The organism is Natrinema ejinorense, from assembly GCF_002494345.1.
In the GTDB taxonomy this organism is placed as follows: Archaea; Halobacteriota; Halobacteria; order Halobacteriales; family Natrialbaceae; genus Natrinema; species Natrinema longum.
The window spans coordinates 363,305-385,380 of the sequence record NZ_NXNI01000001.1; the positions used below are offsets into that span (position 1 = coordinate 363,305).

The window sequence follows — 22,076 nt, forward strand, 5'->3', positions numbered from 1 at the left end:
TCGGTTCACTCGTTTTCGACGTCGAGTTCGTGAACGCCGATCGAGAGGTAGGTCAGCCGCGGCGGAAGCACGCCGTGTCGAACGTCCGGGTCGAAGCCGGTGAGCTCCGAGTCGTGTTTGACGTCGAAGTTGTTGTCGACGTACATCGGTCCTGACATGATAGTGCCATACATTTGTGCTGCCCCGCCGCCACCCTCGATACACACGTCCGGTTCCGTTCCGTTCACTTCGTGTGAGCAGTGGTCGATCCCTTCCGTCTCCGCGTACCCTTCGTCCCTGGGAGCGTACAGGATCCCCTCGAATTTCGAGTTCCCAGTCCCGACATGGACGAGCATCGACGACGTACCGTATATCTGCAGGTCTTTGGCGTCTCCGGCGGCGTAATCACACGCGTTGACACACACCTCCTGGTTGTCCATGGACATGTTTCCGGTCGTGAACACCTGGAACGAGGCGTTTTCGTCGGCGGCGGCGGCATCCACAGTGAGGTCGTTGTTGGTGAAGTCCATATCGCCGTCGACGACGAGCGTCACGTTTCCGTCCTCCAAATCGACGGTGACGTCGTTTTGCAGGTCGAACCCGTGGGGATCGTAGTAGATGTTACCGCCCTCGAGCGTCGTCTTGTTATCGCCCAGCGCGATCCGTTCGCCCTCTCCTCGCTCGGCGTCCTCGACCTTGGACTCGATTACGCTATCGAACGACGGGATGGACGTATCGGTGTTCGTCGTTTCGTTGCCGGTAACAGTGCCGGCGCCGTGTATCTCGCCGTCCGTGGTCACGTTCCCGTCGATCTCAGCGTGGTGATGTCCTAATTCGATTCCGCCGCCACCGGCGTACACTGCTTGACTGAAGTCGCCTTCGACCTCTGTTCGTCCGAGTTCTACGACCAGCGTGTCGTCGGATCCACATCGCTCTCTGATCGCCTGTCCCTCGGCGTTCTGGGTCTGGCCGTCGAAGTACGTCTCCCAGCCAACGCAGTACTCGCTCGTGATTTCGATCGTTACGGTACTCTGTTCGACGTACGTTGCGTTTCTGTACGCTTCCGTGTTCGCGTGGGACATCCGGATGTCGCCCGAATTGAGCTTCGAGTCGTCGTTAACCTCGGTAATCGGGAACGAGAACGTGTTATCGTCGCTGTCGTAGGAGACGGGCGGTGCGGAGACGACCCGGGTTTCGTTGCCCGTTTCGCGGAAGACACCACCCGCCTGATAGGCGATTCGGGTGCCGTCGTCCCCCACGTATTCGACGGCCCCGATCGGAATCTCGATGGGGTCTTCGAGTCCCTCACTGGAAATATTGATCGTTCCGGTATCCGTCATGACGACCGCGCCGCGTTCACCAGCGTCGAACTCCATCGACCGCGTGGTGTCGTTGTTCGACGAGGCTATCACCATCTGCTGGCTCATCTCGACGAACGATTGCTCGACTCGCTCGTTCTCGGATTGCTGTTCCACGGTGGACATTACGTCCCCGGCGACGAGAAGAATACCGACGCTGATGGTTGCAACCATCCCGATCAACAGCACGAGACCGAGCACCGCGGATACCCCTCTTTTCGACAGCATCGCACCTCCGTCATCGCGTCGTGAACCCATCTCTATCGACGGTTCATTGGTGAATCTGCATGATAAAAGTCCCGACCGATCAAACAGTTTATATCGTCGATCGAATCGAGAACATTACAACCGAGATGAGTATCTCGATGGCTGATTGGTTCCGTGCAGTATGGGCCCGACCACCCTCCAACGAACAGCGTATGGGACCCCTACCCCGTCTGACTCGAGGGACGTGTGGCTACCGAAGAAAAACACTTGTATACCGGACGGACCCTAGCTTCGAGCAGATGACGCGTACAGCCGAGAAGATCGACGCCCTCGTCAGCGAGGATTCCTCGATGGCGGCTGCCCTCGAGGCCATCCGGGAGGAAGCCGATAGGAACGGCGGCGAGGTCCAGTGGGCCGACGTCAGCGACGAACTGACGAGCGGCCAGTGGGGGCGGTTGATCGAGAAAGGTGTGTTAGTCGACGGCGACCAGGGGTTCGAGATCGCCGACCGCGAGGCCTACGACCGGGCCCTCGACGGTGACGGTGATGGCGGCAGTGCTGCCGCCGATGTCGACATCGACGAGGAGGAATCGAGCTGGTCGCAATGGGACAAAATAGCCGCCGTTGGTGCCCTCCTGTTGATGCCCGGCTACTGGTTCGACTCGATTCAGAACGTCGTCGGCAGTACGGTCAACGCTGTCCTCGGCCCGCTCGATGCGGCATTACCGTTTTACGCTGTGATCCTCTCGGTCGCACTGATCACGGGCCTCTACTCGTCACTGCTGCAGGCGAACCTGATGAACACGGAGGTCATGGGCAAGTATCAAGAGCGGATGAAAGCAGTCCAAGAGGAGCAAAAGGAACTCCGTCAGGAGAAGAAAGACGCCGAGGAACGTGGCGCAAGCGACGCCGAGATCGAGCGCCTCGAGAACGAGATCGAACGCGCCCGCGAAGAGCAGATGGAAGCCATGGCGGACAACCTGGGAATGTTCAAAGAGCAGTTTCGCCCGATGGTCTGGATCATGCTGTTGACGATCCCGCTGTTCCTCTGGATGTACTGGAAGATCCGAACGGGCGGCATCGGCGGCGCAGAAGAGACCGTCGTAATGCCCCTCGTCGGCGAGATCGAGTGGCAGGACGGCGTGGTCGGTCCGATGCAGGCCTGGATCGTCTGGTACTTCCTGTGTTCGATGGGGTTCTCCCAGCTGATCCGGAAGTCGTTGAACATCGACATGTCGCCGTCGAGCGCCTGACCCGTCTCGGCTCCTCGTCGCCGATGGCGTTTCGGTGTCCGTTCCGCTCGCTTGCGGATTCAAAACCCATTTTACCTGCCCCCTCGCAAAGCGAGTATGTTAGTTACCGTCTCCGGCCCGCCGGGAAGCGGGAAGAGTACGACCGCGGAGTTACTCGCTGAAGCCTTCGATCTCGACCACGTCAGCGGCGGTGACATCTTCCGGGAACTGGCCGACGAACGCGGCTATACCCCACTCGAGTTCAACAAACTGGCCGAGGAAAACGACGAGATCGATCGGGACCTCGATCGACGGCTGCGTGAGATCGCCCTCGAGGCGGACGATCTGGTCCTCGAGTCGAGACTCGCGGGCTGGCTGGCCGGCGAGCAGGCCGATTTCCGCTTCTGGCTGGACGCACCGGCACGGGTTCGCGGCGAGCGTATCGCCGAGCGCGAGGACAAGGATCCCGCGCGTGCGACCGAGGAGACGAAGGCCCGCGAGGCCAGCGAGGCCCAGCGGTACGAGGAGTACTACGGGATCGACATTCAGGACCTCACGATCTACGATCTCTCCGTGAATACGGCCCGCTGGGAACCCGACGCCGTCCTCGATATGCTCGTCACTGCCGTCGAGCGCTACGACGCCGACGGCGACGAAGGGAAGGCACTCGTCGACCTCGAGACCGGGTTCTAATGACTCTGCGTGGCCCACCAGAGGAGCGCTCGCCCGCCGAGTTGCTCACCTTCGGCGTCGTCAACCTCGACAAGCCCCCCGGTCCGTCCTCCCATCAGGTCAGCGGCTGGCTGCGAGACGCCGTCGCCGAGACGATGGCCGAGCGCGGCGTCGAATCGACGATCGATCGCGCGGCCCATGCCGGGACGCTCGATCCGAAAGTGACCGGCTGCCTCCCGATCATGCTCGGCGATGCGACTCGACTCGCACAGGTCTTCCTCGAAGGCGGTAAGGAGTACGTCGCCGTCCTCGAGTGTCACGCACCGGTTCCCGCCGACGCCGAATCCGTCGTCGCGGAGTTCGAGGGCCCGATCTATCAGAAACCCCCGCGCAAGAGTGCCGTCTCGCGTCGACTCCGCGTGCGGGAACTCTACGACCTCGAGGTACTCGAGACCGAGGAGCGGCGACTCCTCGTGCGGATTCGCTGTGAGAGTGGAACGTACGTCCGGAAGCTCTGCCACGATCTGGGGTTGGCCCTGGGCACCGGCGGCCACATGGGCCACCTGCGTCGCAGCGCGACCGATCCGTTCGACGACCGGACGCTCCACAGCGCCCACGACGTCCTGGATGCGCTCGGATTCTGGCTCGAGGACGACGATCCCGAACCGCTGTACGACGTCGTCGATCCGGCCGAACGGATTCTCGAGGGGATTCCGAGCGTCGTGATTGCGGAAAGCGCGGCCCGCGAGGTCGCTGAGGGTGCGCCCGTCTACGCACCGGGAGTCCTCGAGGTCGACGACGGGACCGATCGGGGAGCGCTGGTGGCCTGTTACACGCCCGACGACGCGGCGGTCTGTCTCGGCGAACTCGTCGGCGACGGCGATGCCGACAGCGGTGTCGTCGTCGACCTCGAGCGCGTACTGGTCTAGGAGTTGGTATCGATCACCGTCGGGTGGACCGCCCACCGATTCGGCCCCGACCGGTGTCACTCGAACGGATCGTGCCTCGGGATCACAAACCATGTCGCTGATGCTCCGTCGCCGGTCGGATCGCCATCCGGCGGGTCGAAAACGACATCCTTAAACGGTGGACGCCCATCGGTCCACGTGTGGGACCGTGGGGTAGTGGTATCCTCTGCGGATGGGGTCCGTAGGACCCGAGTTCAATTCTCGGCGGTCCCACTCGAAATTATCTACGTGTTCAACTCCTAGCGTCTCATACCCCTGAGACGGCGGAAAATCCAATTCTCGGTTTCGGTATATTACCACGCAGTCGACAGACCACTCGGAGGTGGTCGGCGTGACGGTCGCACCCTGGCCGTCGGTCGACAACTCGACGTGCGAACACTGCGGTGCTCACGTCACTGATCGGTTCCGCCGTGTCTTCGGTGACGACGACGATCGCGCTCATCGGTGTGGTAACTGCGATACGTACGCGCGACTGAGCCGCGGCTCTGCAGCGGGAATCGACGTTTCGGTTCCGGATCCGGAAACGTCACCCGGTCGTCACGGAGGTGAGGCCGATGCGTAGCGGGTTCGTCCAGGCGAGCGAACTGTACGATGTCGACAGCCGGACGCCCATCGCCCATCCGGCCCATCAAGCCACCGACGAGGACGTTCGGCAAGCATTCGACGATCGCGAGATTCGCGCTGACGGTGGACACTCTTCGAGCGGGATCTATCGACTGGTTTCCGAGAATACAGCTACCAACACGACGGCAGTTCCCACGATACCGAGTACTAACCCTGCTAACGGATACGGGTATAGACCCTCGAAAAAGGTCACGAGTAATAGCCCGACGACCGTCAACTGGATTCCGAGGATTCCTGCTTCAATTGTCTCCATAGCTGAAAAGACACCAATACGATCAAAAAAGCGGTGGTCAGTTCATACGGGCAGTGATCACAAGGACGGTGGTTCGCGATGAGCCGTCTCCTCGAGGCCGACGAGTGCGAGCGGTGTAGTGATCGCGTCGACGCACTTCGCCGGCTCTGCCCCGAGTGTACGCGCGCGGTTCGGAACGCGCGGGAGGGGCCGCTATGAGCGCTGACGCCAATCGGACCGACCGCGACCTCGAGGCTGAGCTGGCGAGCGCGGCAGCCGGTCAGGTCGGCGTTCCCGTCGACGCTGTCTGCGTGGGCTGTGGGCGGACGCGCGTCAAGCGCGCGACTCTCGAGGCGATGGACTGCGATCCCGGAGCCGACCCCACGACACTCGAGGCGACGGACTGTACGTCGTTCAAGCACGTCTGCTATCCCTGCCAGGGTGCGACCTGGTGGAATCCCGTCGCGGTACTCACCGGCTTGCTCGAGAGCGAGCGAGAACGGGAGCGCAAGCGAGGTGAGTAGCGGTGTCCCAGGTCGAGACGACACCGCACGAGATCGAGGGGCGATGGAAGTGGCCCGACTGGGGTCGCGGTCCGTATGACGCGCTGTCGTCGGTCATGCTCGGACCGCCCTTCGAGGGCTACCTCGAGATCACGACCGAGATCGACGGCGAGCCCTGGCACCTCGAAGTGAGCTACAGCAAGTCGGGGTTCGCTCCCCGGCTGTCCGACGGGATCAACGCCGAACGACTGTACGAGTGGGACATCAAGGGACGCGGTCGTGGCGAGCGGAAAGCGTCGTACAATATCTCACCGCGGTTCCCGAACATGCGCCACTGGGAGAGTGGCGAGCGGTTGCAACTCCCCTGGGAGAATCAGGTCGGCGAAGTCGACGGCGTCGACGTCGAGTTTCACACCAGCAACATCGAACCCGACCGCGGTCTCGAGTTGCTGCCGGAGTTCTTCGTGGCGATCTTCGAGCACGCCGGCGAGCGCATTCATTCGGAGTACTTTCGAACGACCCCGCACTCGGCAAGCCGGATGTGGGCATACGAGCGGTACGTTCGGATTCGCCGTGAATGGGCTGAGAAGCTCTCGTCGGCGGGTGTTCTCCAAAAGGTCGCACACTATCTCTCCGACCTCGAGGGAGTGAAAGCGGAACTCCATATCGACAACGAGGAAGTCGTCAACCACCAGAATCGGCTGTTCTTGAACCCCACGTCGGCCAGTGAACTGCTACCCGGTCACACCTACGGGCGGAAGTTCGAGATCTACCAGCTGGCCGATCCGGATGCGGTCTCGAAAGATCACCCGTCGTACCATCCGAAGGTGGAGGTCCTGGTAAACAAGTCGATGAACGATAACGAGGCATGGGCGTGGGCCGATCGGCACGAGGTGACCGTGCAAATAGAGGAGACGCTGTTGAACGCGCTCCACTGGGAAGACATCCCGCTCGGTCCCGACGGCAGCAGCGTCTACGTCGCAGATGATCACTTCGATGCGGTCGCTCGGGACGAGCCGGTCGAACTGTACGAAGATCCGACGCCGCGCCTCGAGGCGAAGACGGATCACCTGTTGATGACGACGCTGCGTGATATGGGCGAGACCGCTCGCGACGTTTCGGAGACAGTCGCAACTGACGGCGGTGCGACCGTCGACGACCTCGCCGACCAGCTGGGGAAACATCCCGCGACGATCTATCGCGCGATCAACGATCTCGGCGAGATCCTCGAGTTGGACCAGGGCGACGTGTCGTTCCGGGCCCGGAAGTACCGCGAGGAACTGCGAGCGCTCGTCGAGTCCGCTGAGTACGCGATCGAGAGTTACGCCGATCGGATGCAGCATATCATGGGCTTGGCCGATCACGTCGCCGAGTCCTCTCCCTTTCAGGAGTGGCTCGCGAAGAACGGCGCCGACCTCGAGTTCGATGATCAGGGCGAACCCCGACGGATGCGGATCGATACGGTTCTCTCTCGACTGAAGGCAGATAGCTTCGAGAACATCTCGACGATCGCCAGTGAAGCCCTCGAGAAGTGGTCGCGGTCGGGGAACGATCCGACTGCCCTGCGCGGCGTCGAGCTGACCTGGAAGACTCCCGGCGGTGGCACTGAAACCGGATTCGTCGGCGCAGTCGCGGATCGGTGAACCGGCCCGCATAGTGGCAACACTCTCGTTTTCACTGTTTTCTACAAGTCAGCTTGACTAACAGCCTTGCTTAGACAAATCTGGTTGTAGCCCGCGCCTCGAGGGCGGGGTCGGCACCGCGATCGCACCGCAATGCCTGCGGGGTCGTTTCGCGCTTCGCGCGAAAGCCCCCTTGGCGGGTGTCCCCAAGGGGACAGCGCCAAAAAATTACAGCGCCCCACCTCTACCGCTGCACGCAGATCTCCAGTTGATGCACATGAAATAGAGGTTACGCAGAATTTTTCTCAAGAGGAGTTGCAAACTCTGAACGCAAGTTTCCATCATCGTCAAAGTTAGCGAATAGCGGCACTGTCTAGTTGCGTCAGTTTGAGAAATGAGCAGGTCGTTGAGTGAATTGGCTAAGATGCTCGCAGACCTGCTCAGCGAGAGCTATGCGACGGATTTAGAAGAATCTTGGGAGAACGAGCGGACGGCGACGCCCGTCAGGGCGTTCGCCGTCCGCCTCCACCAGACTGGTTGTTCGCTTCGGGAGACAACAACGATCCTCGCTGAATTAGGCGTTGAACGTTCTCACGGAGCGGTTTGGAACTGGGTTCATCGGCTGTCTGACAGTGGATGCGACCCGCCGACGGCGACGCCGTCGCGGGTCGCTGTCGACGAAACTGCTGTCAAGATCAACGGCGAGTGGTCTTGGTTGTATGCTGCAATAGACATCGAGACAAAAGTAATTCTCGACGTTGCGTTGTTTAGTCGACATGGCACCGATCCGGCGGCTGCGTTTCTGCAGAAACTCCGCGAGAAACATGATCTCTCCGAGGCTGAGTTTCTCGTCGATCAATTTGGCTATCGGACTGCCCTTTCCCGAGTCGGACTGAGCGGTCGGGTCAACTATACCGACCGAAACCTCATCGAAAAGTGGTTTCATACCCTCAAAATGCGCATCGACCGGTTCCATAATTCATGGGTGGGCAGTCGGTCAAGCGTCCGAGAGTGGCTTGAACAGTTCGTGCATTACTACAACCACCAAAGACCGCATCAAGCTCTCGATGGAAAAGCGCCAGTCGAGGTGATCCAGAACTAGACAGTGCCCGACCACTGAAATTCTTCGCTCATAGTATGTACTGAATTGAGAGCCGAGCTTATTAAACTTGTAAAATAATCAAGTTTACTTGCCAATGTATACAAGCTGGTACTCTACGGAGATAATTTCGAAAGGAAATCTCAGTATGAGTCCCTGGGGTTGCACGTCAACAGAATCCATTTCCCGAATATGCACACGAGCCGCGACTCGCCGTGTGCATATCTCGAGACGATCGGTCGTTTGAATCACTGTTTGTCTCCGAATGAGTGATACGTTCCGCCGATTGTGGGCCGAAATGGGCCGTTCAGTGAGTCGAAAAAACTAGGATTTCGGGGGTCGTGTGTACGAGCATGCGAATCAGAACCGACGGCGACTATGCGTATCGACGGGATGCGATCGAACGCGCAGCTGACTTCTACGACTGTAACAAGACGAAGGCAGTCGTCAGCGCCTGTGACGACGTGCCGAAGTTCGTCCAGGCCATCCGCCAGGTCCTCGAGCGCGACGACCTTACGCTTGAGCAACGCCGGGAGATCGCCGAGACACTATCGACTCGAGCAGTGACGTTCACTGTTGAGACCGAGATCACTGTTACCACTGATTGACTCTATCTATTTATTCGACATTCTGGGAGGTGAAATAGCCGTTAGGTGGGTATGCTTACTGAGCGACTGCCACAAGCTGTCTCTCACTTAATCAAAAACCGGAGTGGTGTGAAAATCTGTAGTGTTAATCCGTATTCGAGACATCAATTCTACTATGCCCAACGGAGAGATTGAACGAACACTCGCTGCATGTCGCACCTGCGATTCCGTCTACGCGTCTCGAAAATGGAGCGACGGGACAATTCAACCGATCGGGAGGCCTGGCTGTCAATGTGGATCAACACAGTTTCGAACAATCAAAAATACGGGTACACCCGTCATCCCAGAGAAGAAAATTAAATGATCGCTATTGGTTAAACCTGAGCATCGTCTGAATCTACCTGCTGTGTTCCACATGCCGTTCTTAATACAGACTCAGTAGGTTACAATCCGTATCATTACATCCTTCACCTATACTTATCAATTCTGTCGAGCACAAGCTATGACCAGAAAAGGGCTCTTTGCGACCCTGATTAGAAAATCGAATCGATCGAAACCTTCGCCTGTTCGGTTCCGCGGTGATCACCACCACCGTGCCAGCGCATCAACGGGAGCTCACTCGAGCGGACCATCTTGTCATTGAGGATCGTACAGCCGCTTCGTCCGTGGGGTCGATAGACGACGAAACAGTACCAGCCGTCGTGCCGCCGGAGTTTCTCGTGATACTGGCGATAGACCTTCCAGTTCCCCGGCTGCCCATCACTGTGCTCGAGCATCGTACTCTTGATTTCGACCGGCGTTCCGTTCCCGAATCTCGCGTCGTGCCAACTCGAGCGCTCGAGATCGAAGCGGCGTTTCTTCGCCATCCGCTTTTCGCAGATCGTCCCGAAGTGGTTGGCTCGCTGTGAGCGATTCACGCGGACCACGCGCATCGCGCGCCGATATATATACTTCTCCGCTGGTGTCTCGCCGCGATCGCGAGCGATGGGCGAAGATTGTGAGTAATTGAGCGTGAGTGAGCGCTGGGCGTTGGGCCTGCGATCCCCCTAAACGGGGGTCGATTCCGGTTTACAGGTTTCCACCCCGACGCTCTCATGCGATCACCTGTTCGACCGTGTTAACCCAATCGGCCTTTTCGCCGCCCTCATCGATGTCGTTCCACCAGTTCGAGACGGTAGCGTGGCTGTAGGGAACGTACTCGGCGGTTTCGCGCGCCGACATTCCCTGTTGTCTGCAGGTTTCCATCGTCCAGGCAGCGACTCGCTTGACCTCGCTTTCGGCGATTTCCGGCCCGCTGTCGTCGCTCGCGGGAGCGGACCAGGACCAGTCCGCTTCGTCGTTCGTGTGAGGTTCGAAATCGGCTGGCGGAATACCTTTCAGTGGCCGCGGATCGACGTCTTTCAGCTTCCCGCCAGCGATCCGCTCGGCGATCAGGGCTTTCCCCTTGTTGTTCCGGTCGGGCTTCTTGAGAATCGTACCGACGCGCCACAGGAGCGGATGGATCGAACTCTCGTCATGACCGATATAGACGAGTGCGCCGTTGTACTTGCGGATTTTGAACACGAGCGGCCCCATCAACTTCCGGACCTTCTGGCCGTCTTTTCCGGTGCCGCTCCCGTTCGTACTGAACTCGTCGCCGATGAACAGCTTCGGCTGTTGGGGGTTCGTGACCGGGTCACCGTCCTGGCCGACCCATTCCTCGAGGAGCGGGTAGTTGGGAATCCAGCCGTCCTCAATGGAACCATCGTCGCGAGTCCAGTCGTCATTGCGATCCAGCGTTCGGATGTTACTCGCGACGCGGAGATCGCCGTCGACCCAGCGGTCACGCAACTGCGTGACGAGACACGCGAGGTTCGTTTTGCCAGCTCCCATTTCGCCGAGGATCACGATCACCGGCGCGGGTCCCGCGACGATCTGCCGGAGCCGAGAGATCGCTTTGATACCGGAGAGGTCTGCCTCTTGGCTCGGATCGCCGATGTAGTGTTTCAGCGTCAGCGTGTCGCCGTTGTCGAGCGCTTGGCGGGCCGTCGCGCTTCCCTCTGCTTGCAGGATGTCTCGGTTCTTCCCGACGCTTAGATAGTCCGCGGCGGCCTTCCCCTCTCAGCGGTCCGGGTCGTGATGAATCGCCCGCATCGACATCTGGCGGTCGATTTGCTCGTCTCTCACGAACCCGGAGTGGGGAAGCACCTCGTCGGGATCGCGCTCGAGGTTGTTAGCTTGGAACTCTCGGAAGCCGCCGACCGTGTAGTTATCTTGCTCGTCACTCATCGTGACCACCGTCCGCTCGAGCGGGTGAGTCGATCCCGTCGACGGTATCGTACAGTCGGTTCGGACGGGGTCGCGGCGCGTGCTCGCCGTGCCTGCGGATGTACTCGTCTTCGTAGCCGTCGATGTCTTCGATGTCTTCGCGAGCCTTGTCCTCGACATCGGATTTGGCCGCGTCGAAGCGGTCCTTGACCGTCGTTTTCGGGTTCATCAGGCCGCGCTCGTCGGCTTCCGCTTCTTGATTGATCACGTCGCTCTGGATCTCGAGCCCCATTTTGGAGATACGTCCACGGAGTCGATTCAACTCGAGGAACGCGTCGACGAGGTCGCCGTGCACGTCCTCGAGCATGGCCTTACTCGTGACGAGTTTCGAGTCGGCCATCTGACTCATGTAGCAGCCGGTCACTCGGAGTTCGTCCATGTCTTCGAAGCGCTCGAACTCGCGCACCTCGTAGGCATCGCCGTCGTTGACGACGTACGGGCTCGGTCCGTCAACGGTCTTTTGCTCCCACAGTTCCGGTGCGACGTAGTACTTTTCGCGGGTATCTGTCACGCCGTTGATGTGGTACACTGTTTCTCTGTGCCGGTTGCGGAGCTTCTCGGCACCGACCGCGAACAGGCCGAACAGCGGCGGCCCGAGTAGCATCAACGCAACAGCGATCCCGACGGCGATCGGCGGCACGCCAGGGACCGACGGACGGACCAACAGCAACAGGATACCGATCGAGATCGCGATACCGATCACGAGCAACTGTGCCTCTGCAACGATGTACGTGAGTCGGTCTTTCCAACTGCCGAACGTCGTACTCAGGTTCCGGTCACTCATGCTTTCTCGACCCCTTTCGATTCGGTTTTGACGACGTAGAACGCCGCCAGCGCGGCGAGTCCGACCGTCATTATCACGCCCGTGAACAGTCCCGTTGCCCCGCCGAACGCTTCGAACGGATCATTGCTTCCCGACATGCCGCTTGAGAGTCGGACGGTGCCGCCGCGAGTCGAGACGGACACCGCTGAGTCGCCATTGATCGACGCGACGGACAGGGAGATCTCGTTGCGTCCCTCGCTCAGTTGGTATTCTTTCTCGGGGACTTTGGTCGCACCCTCCTGTTCGATCCCCGCGAGCGCGTCGCTCACGATCATTGGCTGTGGCTCCTCGCTTTCGATCACCATCTGAGCGTCACCGTCGCCGACTTCGAACTCGACAACCCGCGTTTGATCATCGATCGCGATCTGCTCGAGGGCGGTCTGGTTGCTCTCGTTGGCTGGAGCGCTCTGGTTTCCCCCGTCTTGTGCGCTCACAGGCCCAACGCCCATGCCCATGCCCATGCCCATCACCGCGATTGCGACGACCGCGAGCGCCAGCACTACTCGCACACTTGAAAACGCAACACGAGACATGGTTAGGGCCCCAATTCTCCCGCGAGGTTGGTTACTGCCGATGCAACGATCGCGATGATCGCGATGAGGAATGCAGCTGCGAGCCACATGTCGCCGCTCCCGTTCTCGGGGAGCCAGCCGCCGGCCCCGCCGAGGATTCCGTCACCGGAGCCATCATACGTTGATGTGATCGCGGACCGCTCGGAGTCGGCTTTATCCGTCACACGCTGATACTCAGTGGCGTTGAAGGTTCCGTAATCGGGTTTATCAGTGATATCAGTCTGATTTACCTCGTTTCCGTCACCGTCTGTCATCTTCGTGATCGTCATATTCCCACGGTAAAACACCACGTCTGAGGTGTTTCCGTCGGCCCCTCCGGTGACCATCCTTTGGGTGCCGTTGAGGTTCGACACGTCGTAGGTCATGCCCGTCTCGAACCCGCCAGCGGGTGTTTCGTCAGTGAACAGCACGCCCTCGTAGGATTTGTTAACGCTATTGTACTCGTACGTCACTGCTCCCGTGCTATTATTGACCATCCGAGTCCGCTCGGTTGCACCCTCGAAATCGACAAACATGGTCGAATTGAGCGAGGTCCGATCCATGTCCATCACGCTCCGCAGCGCGTACTGGTAGCGTTGGTCGGTCACATTCCCATCGCCGCTTAGATAGCGGACCATGCCCTCCGCGCCACGCAGATCGTTGGTCTCTATCTCGCCGCTGTCCAGCGCGGTGTAGAACTCTTGTGCCGTCCCAGAGTCATAGTTTGCGACGACCGTGTCCGATTGATTAGCAATCTCATTGAAGCGGTCTTGAGTGAGGCGGAAATCGTAGATCGTCTTCGCCTCGAGGGAGCCGGTATTCAAGAGGTGAACACTACCGTCGAGATATCCCCAGGAACTTCCGATGTCAGACACCCTGTAGCTATTCGGATGTTCGTGGTCCTCAGACTCACGCTCCATTTCAATGAGGTTAGGCGACTTCGCAGCAGTTGATCCGTCCGCAGCGGTGACCTGGAACTCAGGCAACGTCACATTGTGAACACTACCATTTGCCAGAGTCACCTCATGTTCGGTGGTATTCCCGGTTAGTGGTGCGGAATCGTACCCAGCAGCACCGTACACGAAACCATCCAAGATTTCAGCCTCTTTTTTCGAGGTATTCGCGTAGGCAGCCATCTGGGTGCTGTGAGACGATGTATCTTCGAGTAACTGAATCTGTTTTGTTGCGTAATAGTTGTTGATGGCCTCCTGAGCCATCGTGTCGGCAACTGCAGGGTCCGTCTCATTTTCGTACGCGCTTGCGAGCGTATTCCGCGCTTCCATCGACGCGATCGAACCAGTATCTTCCAGATAATTCTGAATGACCTGATCTGTCTGATCTTGGGACGACTTGATGCCAGACCCTCCGATATGGATGTCTTTCTCAATCTCCGACGCCGCTTGGTCGGCATCGACCGTTTGCGGGTTCTCATCAGTACAGTCGAAAATCCACCAGTTGACCGCATCATACATGCACTCATTTTCGGGTGAGTCGGTCTGAGCCGCGACCGTCCCCGTCGCCGCGATCGGAGCGAGCAGCGAGCCGACCAGGAGCACCGCGAGCATGGCCGCAAACACGCGGTGGGCTATGGGCCGATGGGCCGACATTTCAGAGACCCCCCGTCGCGAGCAGGTGCGCGAGCATCGCCAGCTCGTACAGCGCGATCGCGACGATCGCCGCGACCGCGATGGTCAGGGTTGCCGACGCGATCCGATTCACGATCGAGGTATCGGTTTTGATTGAATCCGTCATCGTGATCACTCCGTGTAGGAAATCCAGCCGGTTACGAACGTGACCAGGACCGTGCCGCCGATCAAGAACCAGTCGTTGCTCGAGAGCAACTGATTGAACGCGGGGACGAACTCGAAGACGACTGGGAATAGGAGCGTCCCGACGATCGACCATTTCTCCATGTCCGAGTAGTTCGAGCCGTCGAACTCGTTGGTCCAGAGGATCCACAGGACGGATGTGGTCGCCCCAATCAGGGGAACCGAGAAGTTCACACCACCGGCGCTGTAGAACGCCGAGTTGAAATTGTAGCCACCCAGGACCTCGAGGTTCCACGACCAGACCCCGAAGACCATCGATGCAAATGTGGGGTAGACCCACAGCGCCGCGTAGTCAATTTTGTCGATAACGTCTCTTGCCATTGTGCAACGGTGAAGCGGATTACCGCTCTCGCCGAAAATGTCAGCTAATCCTAGGTTCAGCAACCTTTATGCCAAGGCGGGTTGCCGCCCGTTCCATGGCGTTGAACAAACTCAGAGAGTTAGACCAGAACTCGGCAGGCGTGACCCTTCCGAAAGACGACCTCCGCCTTGAGGGACTACTCGACGAAGACGGAGAGATCGACGGTGAGCATCACGTCCATATCCGTCACGTCGACGACGGCCAGTGGTCGCTCAAGCTCGTCGAAGAGATCGACGCGTAACAGAGTCACGATACCCTCCTTCCTTGCTGATTTAGGTTGGAATCACATCTATTTGAGTGGTGATCGCTACCGAAAAATTTGAAAATCAAATTACAGCGTTAGCTGTAGTCGAAGTCGAATTCTTCGCTTGCAACTTGGGTCTGTGTATCGTCCTCCGCGATGACAGCAATAGCGGTTACGGTTCCGCTAATTTCTGTGTCCGTAGCACCCGAGTCAGCAGCAGCGAAGTGGACATCAGCACCATCATTACCATCACCAATAGTGACAGAATCCCCAACTGTTAGCTCTTTCATCTCGTCTACTTGATCATCTTTCGATGTACCGTCTGGGTGTGCTGCTAGGTTGCTTTTAACTGCAGCACCAGATAGGTTTACATGGTCTGCGTTCCCAAGCGACGTAATTTCCACTTGGATCTCCTGGGTACTATCATCGACTTCCATCGTCACACCTGCCTGTGCTTCCTGGCCCACGCTCCCACCAAGGTCAAGCACGAAGGCAGCAATCACAGCTGCGAGAATGACCGTGATAGCAACCATTAGTATCACTCCGATCACAGGTGATACTGCCCGTTCTTGGTCACCCCCAATCAAACGACTTCTGTATTTTTTAAGATCCATATATTACTCCGAGATGATCTTAGCTGAAGTCCCACTCTTCGCTGCCAACCTGCGTTTGCGTCTCGCTCTCGTTGATTACGGCAACAGCGGACATTTGTCCGCTTTCAGCGATATCGCCACTACCGCCATCGTACGCATAGGTGACAGCATCGCCGACCTTCATATATTCTGCAGAACTTGGCGCAGAACTACCAGACCAGTCACTCGACGTGAGGTTCACGTGGTCTGAATTCCCGAGTGACGTGACTTCGACCTGCACTTCATTAGCAGAACTGTCGACCTCCATCGACACACCTGCCTGAGCTTCTTGCCCGACACTCCCACCAAGGTCGAGCACGAAGGCGGCGATGACTGCAGCGAGAATAACCGTAATCGCCACCATTAGAATAACCCCAATAACAGGTGAGACTGCGCGTTCGTCGTCCGATCCTATCAACTTCGGTTTGAGCGCTTTCAAATCCATAGTGTTCTCACGCATCGTGCAAACGGTAAGAAAGCTTATCCGCCCCCTCCCCAAACGGCGAGGTGCGGATTAGGGGATTTGGGAACCAACCTTGCGTCCCCGCTTTCTTGGACGTTGCCACCGATGCTAATTCGTTGGAGGTTACCGGATACATATATATTTACCTGATAGTCAGGATTGTTCTAGAAACAATGACTTTCAAAACTGAGAATCAGCCCCAACTGGAAAACTCACAGTGGTGGCTTGAAGCTTCGTTGTCTGGCGATTTCGCCATCATATAACAAACCGGCACAGATTTGCCAGCCTGGACATATAAACGACTCATGAACGATCCAGATACGCTTGTCACTGAACGAGCCTTTGCGCGCACCTACGACGGTGGCGACTACGACAATACGTGGAGTGCGGTCAAACAGTATCGTCGCGCGGTCACGTTCAGCGTTGATAACCCAGAGACGAGTATTGGTGACATTGCCTCTGCGGCGGATGCACCGACCGAGCGGATCCGGCCATGGATTGACGAGGGGGCAGTACCGCCTGTCATTCAAGGACTGTACAGCTCACATTCCCATGACTGGATCGGTGTCACGTACGATAATTTGACGCCACTGAACGTGCTCGTCGCGAACGTCTATTCAGGTGGAACAATTCATACCAATCACACACCGAAGTTTACTCTCAATGACGACGGACACGACGCAACCGTTATTAAAGCCCTTGAACTGGCCGGTACTGGCTACCGGACGGAAGAATCAGGAACGAGTCAGGCAGTTGTCCCCGGCGAGGATGCGATCGCGCTTGGCCGTGTGCTGACTGTTCTCGGCGCACCGATGGGAAGAAAAACAGAGATCGAAGGGCTATCGCTGCCATGGTATCTCGACGACTCTCCGGAATCGGTCCGCAAGCGGTTCGTCGACTCCTATCTCGAAAACCGGGCACTGACTGACCCGACGACCGATTCGATCCAAATCATGGAAGACCGGTCACAGTCTTATCGCGAGGAACTGGCCGAGTTGATCGAATCTGTCACCGGAGAAAGGGTGACGGTCGGTGACGAGTCTGTGACGCTGTCCGCCGAAGCATCGCGGGCGCTTGGCTACGAACGCGCGTAGATTGCTTGATGGATTAGATAAGGGAATAATCAAATCAGATTCTACTGTTTTGATCATCTTTCAAGGTAGATCTCACTCGTCAGAAATTAATAGGTAGTACAGTAACTACCGATCATGATTTCGGACGCTCGAGCCCTCCGCCCTTCTCATATCCCGAGTGACCTCTACCATCGGGATGCGAAAATTGAACAGTTGGCCGACGCACTCCGGCCCATTGCGGACGGAGACACCGGAGAGAACGTGATCATCTTCGGTCCGAGCGGGACGGGGAAGACGACTCTCTCGAGGTTCGTCGTTCGCGAACTCGAGCACGAGACGCTCGATTTCCGCTGGGGCTACCATAACTGTATCTCCGGTTCATCAAAAGCCGAAGTTCTCTATGGAGTCATGCGCGATGCGGATTTGGGGGCGGATCTCAAAAAGATTGGATCACCGACGAGCGCATTTATAGATCGACTCCGTGAGAGCGACAAGCGAATCGTCGCGATTGTCGACGAGGTCGACGTGATCGAGGACGATACGACGCTACAGGCACTCATCGATATTCCGAATGTGACGATCGTTGCGATCACGATTGACGAGGACGACCTCTTTGCCCACTTCGACTCTCGCGTTCGCAGTCGACTCCGGAGCGCAGAGACGATCACGCTGGATCGGTTCACCCACGCGCAACTGGTTGATATCCTTCAGGCGCGGATCCAAGCCGGATTGCGCCCTGGGACGATCTCGAGCGACGCGATCGACAGTATCGCTGATATCGCTGCGGGAGACGCTCGTGAAGCCATCGGGATACTCCGGAGTGCAGCGCGAGCTATCTCGAGAGATGGCGATCGATCCCAGATCACTGTCGAGGTCGTCGACGATAACCGGACAGCGGCTCTCGAGGAGATCCACCTCGAACGTGTCGAGGATCTCGGCACACACAAGCGCCTGCTATACGATATCATCGAAGCCTCGGGGAAGGTTCCTAGTACAGAGCTGCACGATGCCTACGAACAGCGGGCACAGAATACGAAGGCGAAGAGCACCCGACGACGGTACCTTACGAACCTTGAGGAAAAGTACGGACTAATCGAATCGAACGGAAACGGGAAAGGGAAGGTCTACGCTGTCCCCGACTTCTGAGCTTTCCGTTCGTTCCGTTCGTTTTCCGTTCACTGGTGTAGAGGCTCTGCCTCTCCAGTTATTGGCTTCGAGAGCTATTTTCGCCCATTTTCCGTTCACCTCCGCTCTGGACTTATCTACGGCTGTGATCTTCATTCGCTCATGTCTGTCCAAGCAGACCGTTCAAGGTCGAGTGAATCACGATTGAGTAGGAAACTCGAGGATGGCCGAGTCGTCGACATCGAGATCACTGGATCGCCGGAGAACAAGAAGCGGATCGATGTTCGCGTCGAGCGTGGGCGGCACTGGGTATTTGCAGTCCAGAATCAAACCGCTGGGCTGATAATGACGCTGAACGCGGACGGGCAGCGCGTTGATGACGAGATTCCCAGCTGGCTCGAGCCGTTACTCCGACAGATCGGACTCGAGGGGGTCGAGAAATGAGCCTACCTGTTATTGTCGATCCACTCGCACCAGGCACGGAAGTCCTCTGCACCGCATTGATTAGCAATCGATCGCATCGTCCCGGTCGGGATCTTGTCTTCGGAATGCATCGGAACAGTGACGGTCCGTACCTCGTCGGTTTCGGGGTGTTCGTATCGGAGCTTCAGGTGGCTTCCCGTTCGGTCGATTGGACGGAACCCGTGATCCTGAAGAACCTTCGCGATTTCCCGTCCGGAAAACGTCGTCCGAACCATCTACTGCATGAACTCGGGGAGTTCCTTGTCACCGGTAGCGTCGGGATCGAGCCCCCATTCTTCGAGATCTGCGTCTGTGACCGGCTCACCGCCGCCCTCGTGCAGTTCGAGGGCTTCCGCGAGCATCGACAGTGCTTCGGCCTTGGAGTCGCCGAACGATGCAACACCGGTCTCGAGATCGACGGCGGTAATACTCCCGTTGTCTTCGTGGACGAACTCGACGCCCTCGTTTCGGTCACGTCGTGTCGCACTCGCCATATACCGCCACGTAGGAGAAAGACGCTGATAAGCGTTCGCTCCGCACCGACGAGACCCGGACACCGATCACTCGGTATCCGGCTCGAGGTCGTCCGCGTCGAGATCTCCCTCGAGATAAGCTTCACCTTCTGGAGTGATTCGATAGTAACCAGCGTCGTCGACCTTTTCGATGAGCCCGTACTCGACAAGCACGGGAAGCCGTTCCTGAACGGTTGTTCTTGCCTTTCCGATATTGTGTGCGATAGTCGACGGTTTAAGATCCAATCCGGTGGTGAGGGCTTCCAGAATCTGGTTATCAGTTGGAAGTTGCATCCAGCCACCGGGTTGCTTCATCAATTGTCAATCACAGACTGTGCTTTTGAAAGAATCGCATGGCCACTATCTTCAGACTATATAGTTCGAAAAGGCGTACTATCTAGTACGAGTTTTTATTGTGCTGGAGTTAAGACTGGTTGGATAACGCGAGTTTCACGTGGACCCGACTGTCCGTTGGGTCCGCTCGGAAAATGCGGGCCGGTGATGGTGACACCGGGTCCGCGCGGCTCGCGTAGATGTGGTACGCAAGCCATGTACGACGACACTTCGCGGGGTCTTGAAAGCCCCGACACGACAGACGCATCGACCCTTTCTGACCAGCGACTCGTGGCCGACGGCGGCACGACGTGGGGTAATCTCACTGGGTTCCAGCGCGACGCCCTGGAAGCGATCGCTCGTCTCGAGCGCGATGACGAGACCTGCTACGGACTCGCGATTAAGAATCAGCTCGAGCCCAAGTATGGTGAAGTGAATCACGGACGGCTGTACTCGAACCTCGATGCGCTCGTCGAGCGCGGACTCGTCGAGAAGTCGGCCCTCGACAAGCGCACGAACGAATACGTTCTCACCAGCGATGGGCGTGGGCTGCTACGCCAGCATCTCGAGCGGCTCGCGGACGCTTGTGGACTCGAGATCGCCGCGACCGACGGTTCCGGAGATGGTGATCACGATGGGGAGTGATGAGTTCCTCGCCCTCGAGGCGCAACTCGAGGTGTTCGAGCGCCAGGCCGACGCGATGGAACGACAGACCGCGGCCCTCGAGGCGATCGCCACGGAACTCCGCTATCAGAACGCGGCGCTGGTCGAGATGATCGCGTGTCTCGACGATCTATCGGCTCGCGTCGACGACCATCATATGCCGGACCACCCGCCACACGATCGGTCCGGACCCGCGTTGCAGACGTGGCTGCAGGATCGGCTGTTCGAACGCGACGAACTCGAGGACGATCACCCGCGATTCCGCTGGGGCAGTCCGGAGAACTGGTCCGGTGGTGATCGGGATGAGTGATGATCTCGAGCCGATCGCACCGCGCGAGGCGGTAGACATGTGGCTCGATCGGCTACAGTCCACGCGGGCCGATGAAACACTCAAGAGCTATCGTTACCGACTGAAGCCGTTCGTTCAGTGGTGCAGTGAACAGGGGATTGACAACCTGAACCTACTCACGAGTCGCGATATCTTCCAGTACGACTCGAGTCGTCGAGCGAAGGGGCTGAAGGTGTCGACACTGAATAACCAGATCGGGACGCTCAAGCAGTTCATTCAGTTCTGCGCGCGGATCGACGCGGTAGACCAGGACCTTCCTGCGAAGATAGAGGTTCCATCCGTTGACCTTGCCGATCGCGTCAACGAGGAACTGCTAACTGCCGAGCGTGCGGAGACGATTCGTGAGAATCTCCGCCGGTACGAACGCGCGTCGCGACGCCACGTGATATTCGAACTGATGTGGCACACTGGGTGTCGACTCGGTGGGCTCTGCTCGCTTGACCTCGGGGATTGTTTCTTCGAGGAATCCGACCTTGAGCGGCTCCAACATCAGGATGATATCGATTCGGAGGCCCTCGAGTCAGTCGAGTTGCCGTTCGTGTACTTCCGTCACCGCGAGACGACACCGCTGAAGAACAAGCGGGAAGGCGAGCGCCCGGTCGCGCTTGCGGAAGACGTCGCGGAGTATGTTCGCGAGTACATTCGTATCAATCGCGTTGAGCGTGCTGATGTCGACGAGCGACGGCCGCTCCTGACGACGGAGAAGGGGAAACATCCCCGAATATCGAAGTCCCATATCCGGCTGGAGATTTACACTATGACTCAGCCCTGTCAGTGGGGTGGGTGTCCCCACGACCGGGATACCATGAACTGCGAGGCCTTGGAGCATGGACAGCAGGCACGGTGTCCCTCGAGTCGGTCTCCCCATCCGATCCGAACGGGTGCGATCACGAACATGCGAGACCGGGGCTGGCCGCCCGAAGTCGTCGCGGAGCGAGTGAACGCCACTCCCGAGGTGATTAGGGAACACTACGACCACCCCGACCCGATTCGGCGGATGCAGTCTCGTCGCGAGTTTCTGAATCGAGGTGATTCCGAATGAATTCCGATAACAGCCGGTACAGCGTTCGAAATGGTGGTATCGACCACCTCGGCGGTCCCATTCAACGTTTTGTTGGATGAAAATTACTACAGGGAGAGCACCCTGTAGTTCCAACGTTCACTGCAGATCACCGTGGGATAAACACCTCTCTTTAAGTGCGAGGTGGTCGGCGTGAGCTCCGATACTGAGGAACTTCCGCCAGCGGTGCATGTGTGCCGATTCTG

At 58.2% G+C, this 22,076-nt stretch carries 27 protein-coding genes, 1 tRNA gene and 1 pseudogene; 16 read left to right on the forward strand and 13 right to left on the reverse strand.

Annotation, left to right across the window (positions count from 1 at the left end; translation table 11 throughout):
• Window positions 1-5 precede the first annotated feature (5 nt).
• Entirely contained in the window at window positions 6-1,565 is a 1,560-nt protein-coding gene (locus tag CP557_RS01915; protein ID WP_245852863.1) for a DUF7289 family protein, read from the reverse strand.
• A gap of 278 nt (window positions 1,566-1,843) precedes the next feature.
• On the opposite strand from CP557_RS01915, the gene CP557_RS01920 reads away from it, so the two are divergent.
• From CP557_RS01920 to CP557_RS01965, 9 genes are all read left to right on the forward strand, one after another.
• Window positions 1,844-2,797, forward strand: coding sequence for a DUF106 domain-containing protein (locus CP557_RS01920; protein ID WP_097378348.1), 954 nt, complete (start codon window positions 1,844-1,846; stop codon window positions 2,795-2,797).
• A 96-nt stretch (window positions 2,798-2,893) separates the two neighbouring features.
• On the forward strand, window positions 2,894-3,469 hold the full coding sequence (gene cmk / locus CP557_RS01925; RefSeq protein ID WP_097378349.1) for a (d)CMP kinase: 576 nt from the start codon (window positions 2,894-2,896) through the stop codon (window positions 3,467-3,469).
• Complete coding sequence (locus CP557_RS01930) at window positions 3,469-4,377, forward strand: RNA-guided pseudouridylation complex pseudouridine synthase subunit Cbf5 (RefSeq protein ID WP_097378350.1); 909 nt, start codon at window positions 3,469-3,471, stop codon at window positions 4,375-4,377. The genes cmk and CP557_RS01930 overlap by 1 nt, the downstream gene beginning before the upstream one ends.
• Before the next feature lie 181 nt (window positions 4,378-4,558).
• Window positions 4,559-4,629: transfer RNA gene (locus tag CP557_RS01935), tRNA-Pro, on the forward strand.
• A 109-nt stretch (window positions 4,630-4,738) separates the two neighbouring features.
• Window positions 4,739-4,978, forward strand: coding sequence for a DUF7563 family protein (locus CP557_RS22860; RefSeq protein ID WP_097378351.1), 240 nt, complete (start codon window positions 4,739-4,741; stop codon window positions 4,976-4,978).
• Window positions 4,979-5,487: 509 nt separating this feature from the next.
• Window positions 5,488-5,796 carry a hypothetical protein gene (locus CP557_RS01950; RefSeq protein ID WP_097378353.1) on the forward strand — a complete coding sequence of 103 codons (309 nt, stop codon included), beginning with the start codon at window positions 5,488-5,490 and terminating at the stop codon, window positions 5,794-5,796.
• Window positions 5,797-5,798: 2 nt separating this feature from the next.
• The gene (locus CP557_RS01955) at window positions 5,799-7,418 is read left to right on the forward strand and encodes a DUF7845 domain-containing protein (RefSeq protein WP_097378354.1); all 1,620 of its coding nucleotides are present in this window, start codon (window positions 5,799-5,801) and stop codon (window positions 7,416-7,418) included.
• Between the two features lie 403 nt (window positions 7,419-7,821).
• On the forward strand, window positions 7,822-8,499 hold the full coding sequence (locus CP557_RS01960) for an IS6 family transposase (protein ID WP_097381492.1): 678 nt from the start codon (window positions 7,822-7,824) through the stop codon (window positions 8,497-8,499).
• 350 nt (window positions 8,500-8,849) lie between these two features.
• A complete protein-coding gene (locus CP557_RS01965; protein WP_097378355.1) occupies window positions 8,850-9,104 on the forward strand; it encodes a DUF7692 domain-containing protein in 255 nt (84 codons plus the stop codon).
• Window positions 9,105-9,616: 512 nt separating this feature from the next.
• Here the strand turns inward: CP557_RS01965 and CP557_RS01975 are convergent.
• The 7 genes and pseudogenes from CP557_RS01975 to CP557_RS02000 all read right to left on the reverse strand — a co-directional run bounded on the left by CP557_RS01975 (window position 9,617) and on the right by CP557_RS02000 (window position 14,914).
• Window positions 9,617-10,000, reverse strand: coding sequence for a hypothetical protein (locus CP557_RS01975; protein ID WP_097381493.1), 384 nt, complete (start codon window positions 9,998-10,000; stop codon window positions 9,617-9,619).
• Between the two features lie 175 nt (window positions 10,001-10,175).
• Window positions 10,176-11,351: pseudogene (locus CP557_RS01980) on the reverse strand (hypothetical protein).
• Window positions 11,344-12,174 carry a hypothetical protein gene (locus CP557_RS01985; RefSeq protein ID WP_097378357.1) on the reverse strand — a complete coding sequence of 277 codons (831 nt, stop codon included), beginning with the start codon at window positions 12,172-12,174 and terminating at the stop codon, window positions 11,344-11,346. Before CP557_RS01985 ends, CP557_RS01980 begins: the two are co-directional and overlap by 8 nt.
• Complete coding sequence (locus CP557_RS01990; protein ID WP_143825002.1) at window positions 12,171-12,722, reverse strand: hypothetical protein; 552 nt, start codon at window positions 12,720-12,722, stop codon at window positions 12,171-12,173. The genes CP557_RS01985 and CP557_RS01990 overlap by 4 nt, the downstream gene beginning before the upstream one ends.
• 26 nt (window positions 12,723-12,748) lie before the next feature.
• Window positions 12,749-14,329, reverse strand: a complete 1,581-nt coding sequence (locus CP557_RS01995) for a hypothetical protein (RefSeq protein WP_143825003.1) — start codon at window positions 14,327-14,329, stop codon at window positions 12,749-12,751.
• Window positions 14,330-14,372: 43 nt separating this feature from the next.
• Window positions 14,373-14,516: a hypothetical protein gene (locus CP557_RS22380; protein WP_169924323.1), complete on the reverse strand. Its 144-nt coding sequence runs from the start codon at window positions 14,514-14,516 to the stop codon at window positions 14,373-14,375.
• Window positions 14,517-14,521: 5 nt separating this feature from the next.
• The gene (locus CP557_RS02000; protein ID WP_097378360.1) at window positions 14,522-14,914 is read right to left on the reverse strand and encodes a hypothetical protein; all 393 of its coding nucleotides are present in this window, start codon (window positions 14,912-14,914) and stop codon (window positions 14,522-14,524) included.
• Window positions 14,915-15,009: 95 nt separating this feature from the next.
• On the opposite strand from CP557_RS02000, the gene CP557_RS02005 reads away from it, so the two are divergent.
• Entirely contained in the window at window positions 15,010-15,195 is a 186-nt protein-coding gene (locus CP557_RS02005) for a hypothetical protein (protein WP_097378361.1), read from the forward strand.
• 98 nt (window positions 15,196-15,293) lie between these two features.
• Here the strand turns inward: CP557_RS02005 and CP557_RS02010 are convergent, their stop codons facing one another.
• Together CP557_RS02010 and CP557_RS02015 are read right to left on the reverse strand one after the other, a co-directional pair.
• Window positions 15,294-15,812, reverse strand: a complete 519-nt coding sequence (locus tag CP557_RS02010) for a type IV pilin (protein ID WP_097378362.1) — start codon at window positions 15,810-15,812, stop codon at window positions 15,294-15,296.
• A 19-nt stretch (window positions 15,813-15,831) separates the two neighbouring features.
• Entirely contained in the window at window positions 15,832-16,275 is a 444-nt protein-coding gene (locus CP557_RS02015) for a type IV pilin (protein ID WP_097378363.1), read from the reverse strand.
• A 323-nt stretch (window positions 16,276-16,598) separates the two neighbouring features.
• On the opposite strand from CP557_RS02015, the gene CP557_RS02020 reads away from it, so the two are divergent.
• The 3 genes from CP557_RS02020 (at window position 16,599) to CP557_RS02030 (ending at window position 18,935) form a co-directional block, all read left to right on the forward strand.
• Window positions 16,599-17,387 carry a hypothetical protein gene (locus tag CP557_RS02020; protein WP_097378364.1) on the forward strand — a complete coding sequence of 263 codons (789 nt, stop codon included), beginning with the start codon at window positions 16,599-16,601 and terminating at the stop codon, window positions 17,385-17,387.
• A gap of 114 nt (window positions 17,388-17,501) precedes the next feature.
• Complete coding sequence (locus tag CP557_RS02025) at window positions 17,502-18,512, forward strand: Cdc6/Cdc18 family protein (protein ID WP_097378365.1); 1,011 nt, start codon at window positions 17,502-17,504, stop codon at window positions 18,510-18,512.
• Window positions 18,513-18,695: 183 nt separating this feature from the next.
• On the forward strand, window positions 18,696-18,935 hold the full coding sequence (locus CP557_RS02030; protein WP_097378366.1) for a hypothetical protein: 240 nt from the start codon (window positions 18,696-18,698) through the stop codon (window positions 18,933-18,935).
• A 2-nt stretch (window positions 18,936-18,937) separates the two neighbouring features.
• Here CP557_RS02030 and CP557_RS02035 read toward each other — a convergent pair whose 3' ends face one another.
• The 3 genes from CP557_RS02035 to CP557_RS02045 form a co-directional block, all read right to left on the reverse strand.
• A complete protein-coding gene (locus CP557_RS02035) occupies window positions 18,938-19,189 on the reverse strand; it encodes a type II toxin-antitoxin system HicA family toxin (protein ID WP_097378367.1) in 252 nt (83 codons plus the stop codon).
• Entirely contained in the window at window positions 19,190-19,447 is a 258-nt protein-coding gene (locus CP557_RS02040) for a type II toxin-antitoxin system HicB family antitoxin (protein WP_097378368.1), read from the reverse strand.
• 66 nt (window positions 19,448-19,513) lie between these two features.
• Complete coding sequence (locus tag CP557_RS02045) at window positions 19,514-19,759, reverse strand: IclR family transcriptional regulator (protein WP_097381494.1); 246 nt, start codon at window positions 19,757-19,759, stop codon at window positions 19,514-19,516.
• A gap of 255 nt (window positions 19,760-20,014) precedes the next feature.
• Between CP557_RS02045 and CP557_RS02050 the strand changes: the two genes are divergently transcribed.
• Genes CP557_RS02050 through CP557_RS02060 form a run of 3 tightly spaced genes read left to right on the forward strand, consistent with a single transcriptional unit; the run spans window position 20,015 to window position 21,852 of the window.
• The gene (locus tag CP557_RS02050) at window positions 20,015-20,443 is read left to right on the forward strand and encodes a PadR family transcriptional regulator (RefSeq protein ID WP_169924324.1); all 429 of its coding nucleotides are present in this window, start codon (window positions 20,015-20,017) and stop codon (window positions 20,441-20,443) included.
• On the forward strand, window positions 20,433-20,771 hold the full coding sequence (locus tag CP557_RS02055; RefSeq protein WP_097381495.1) for a hypothetical protein: 339 nt from the start codon (window positions 20,433-20,435) through the stop codon (window positions 20,769-20,771). Before CP557_RS02050 ends, CP557_RS02055 begins: the two co-directional genes overlap by 11 nt.
• Window positions 20,764-21,852 carry a tyrosine-type recombinase/integrase gene (locus CP557_RS02060; protein WP_097378370.1) on the forward strand — a complete coding sequence of 363 codons (1,089 nt, stop codon included), beginning with the start codon at window positions 20,764-20,766 and terminating at the stop codon, window positions 21,850-21,852. The genes CP557_RS02055 and CP557_RS02060 overlap by 8 nt, the downstream gene beginning before the upstream one ends.
• Window positions 21,853-22,076 lie beyond the last annotated feature (224 nt).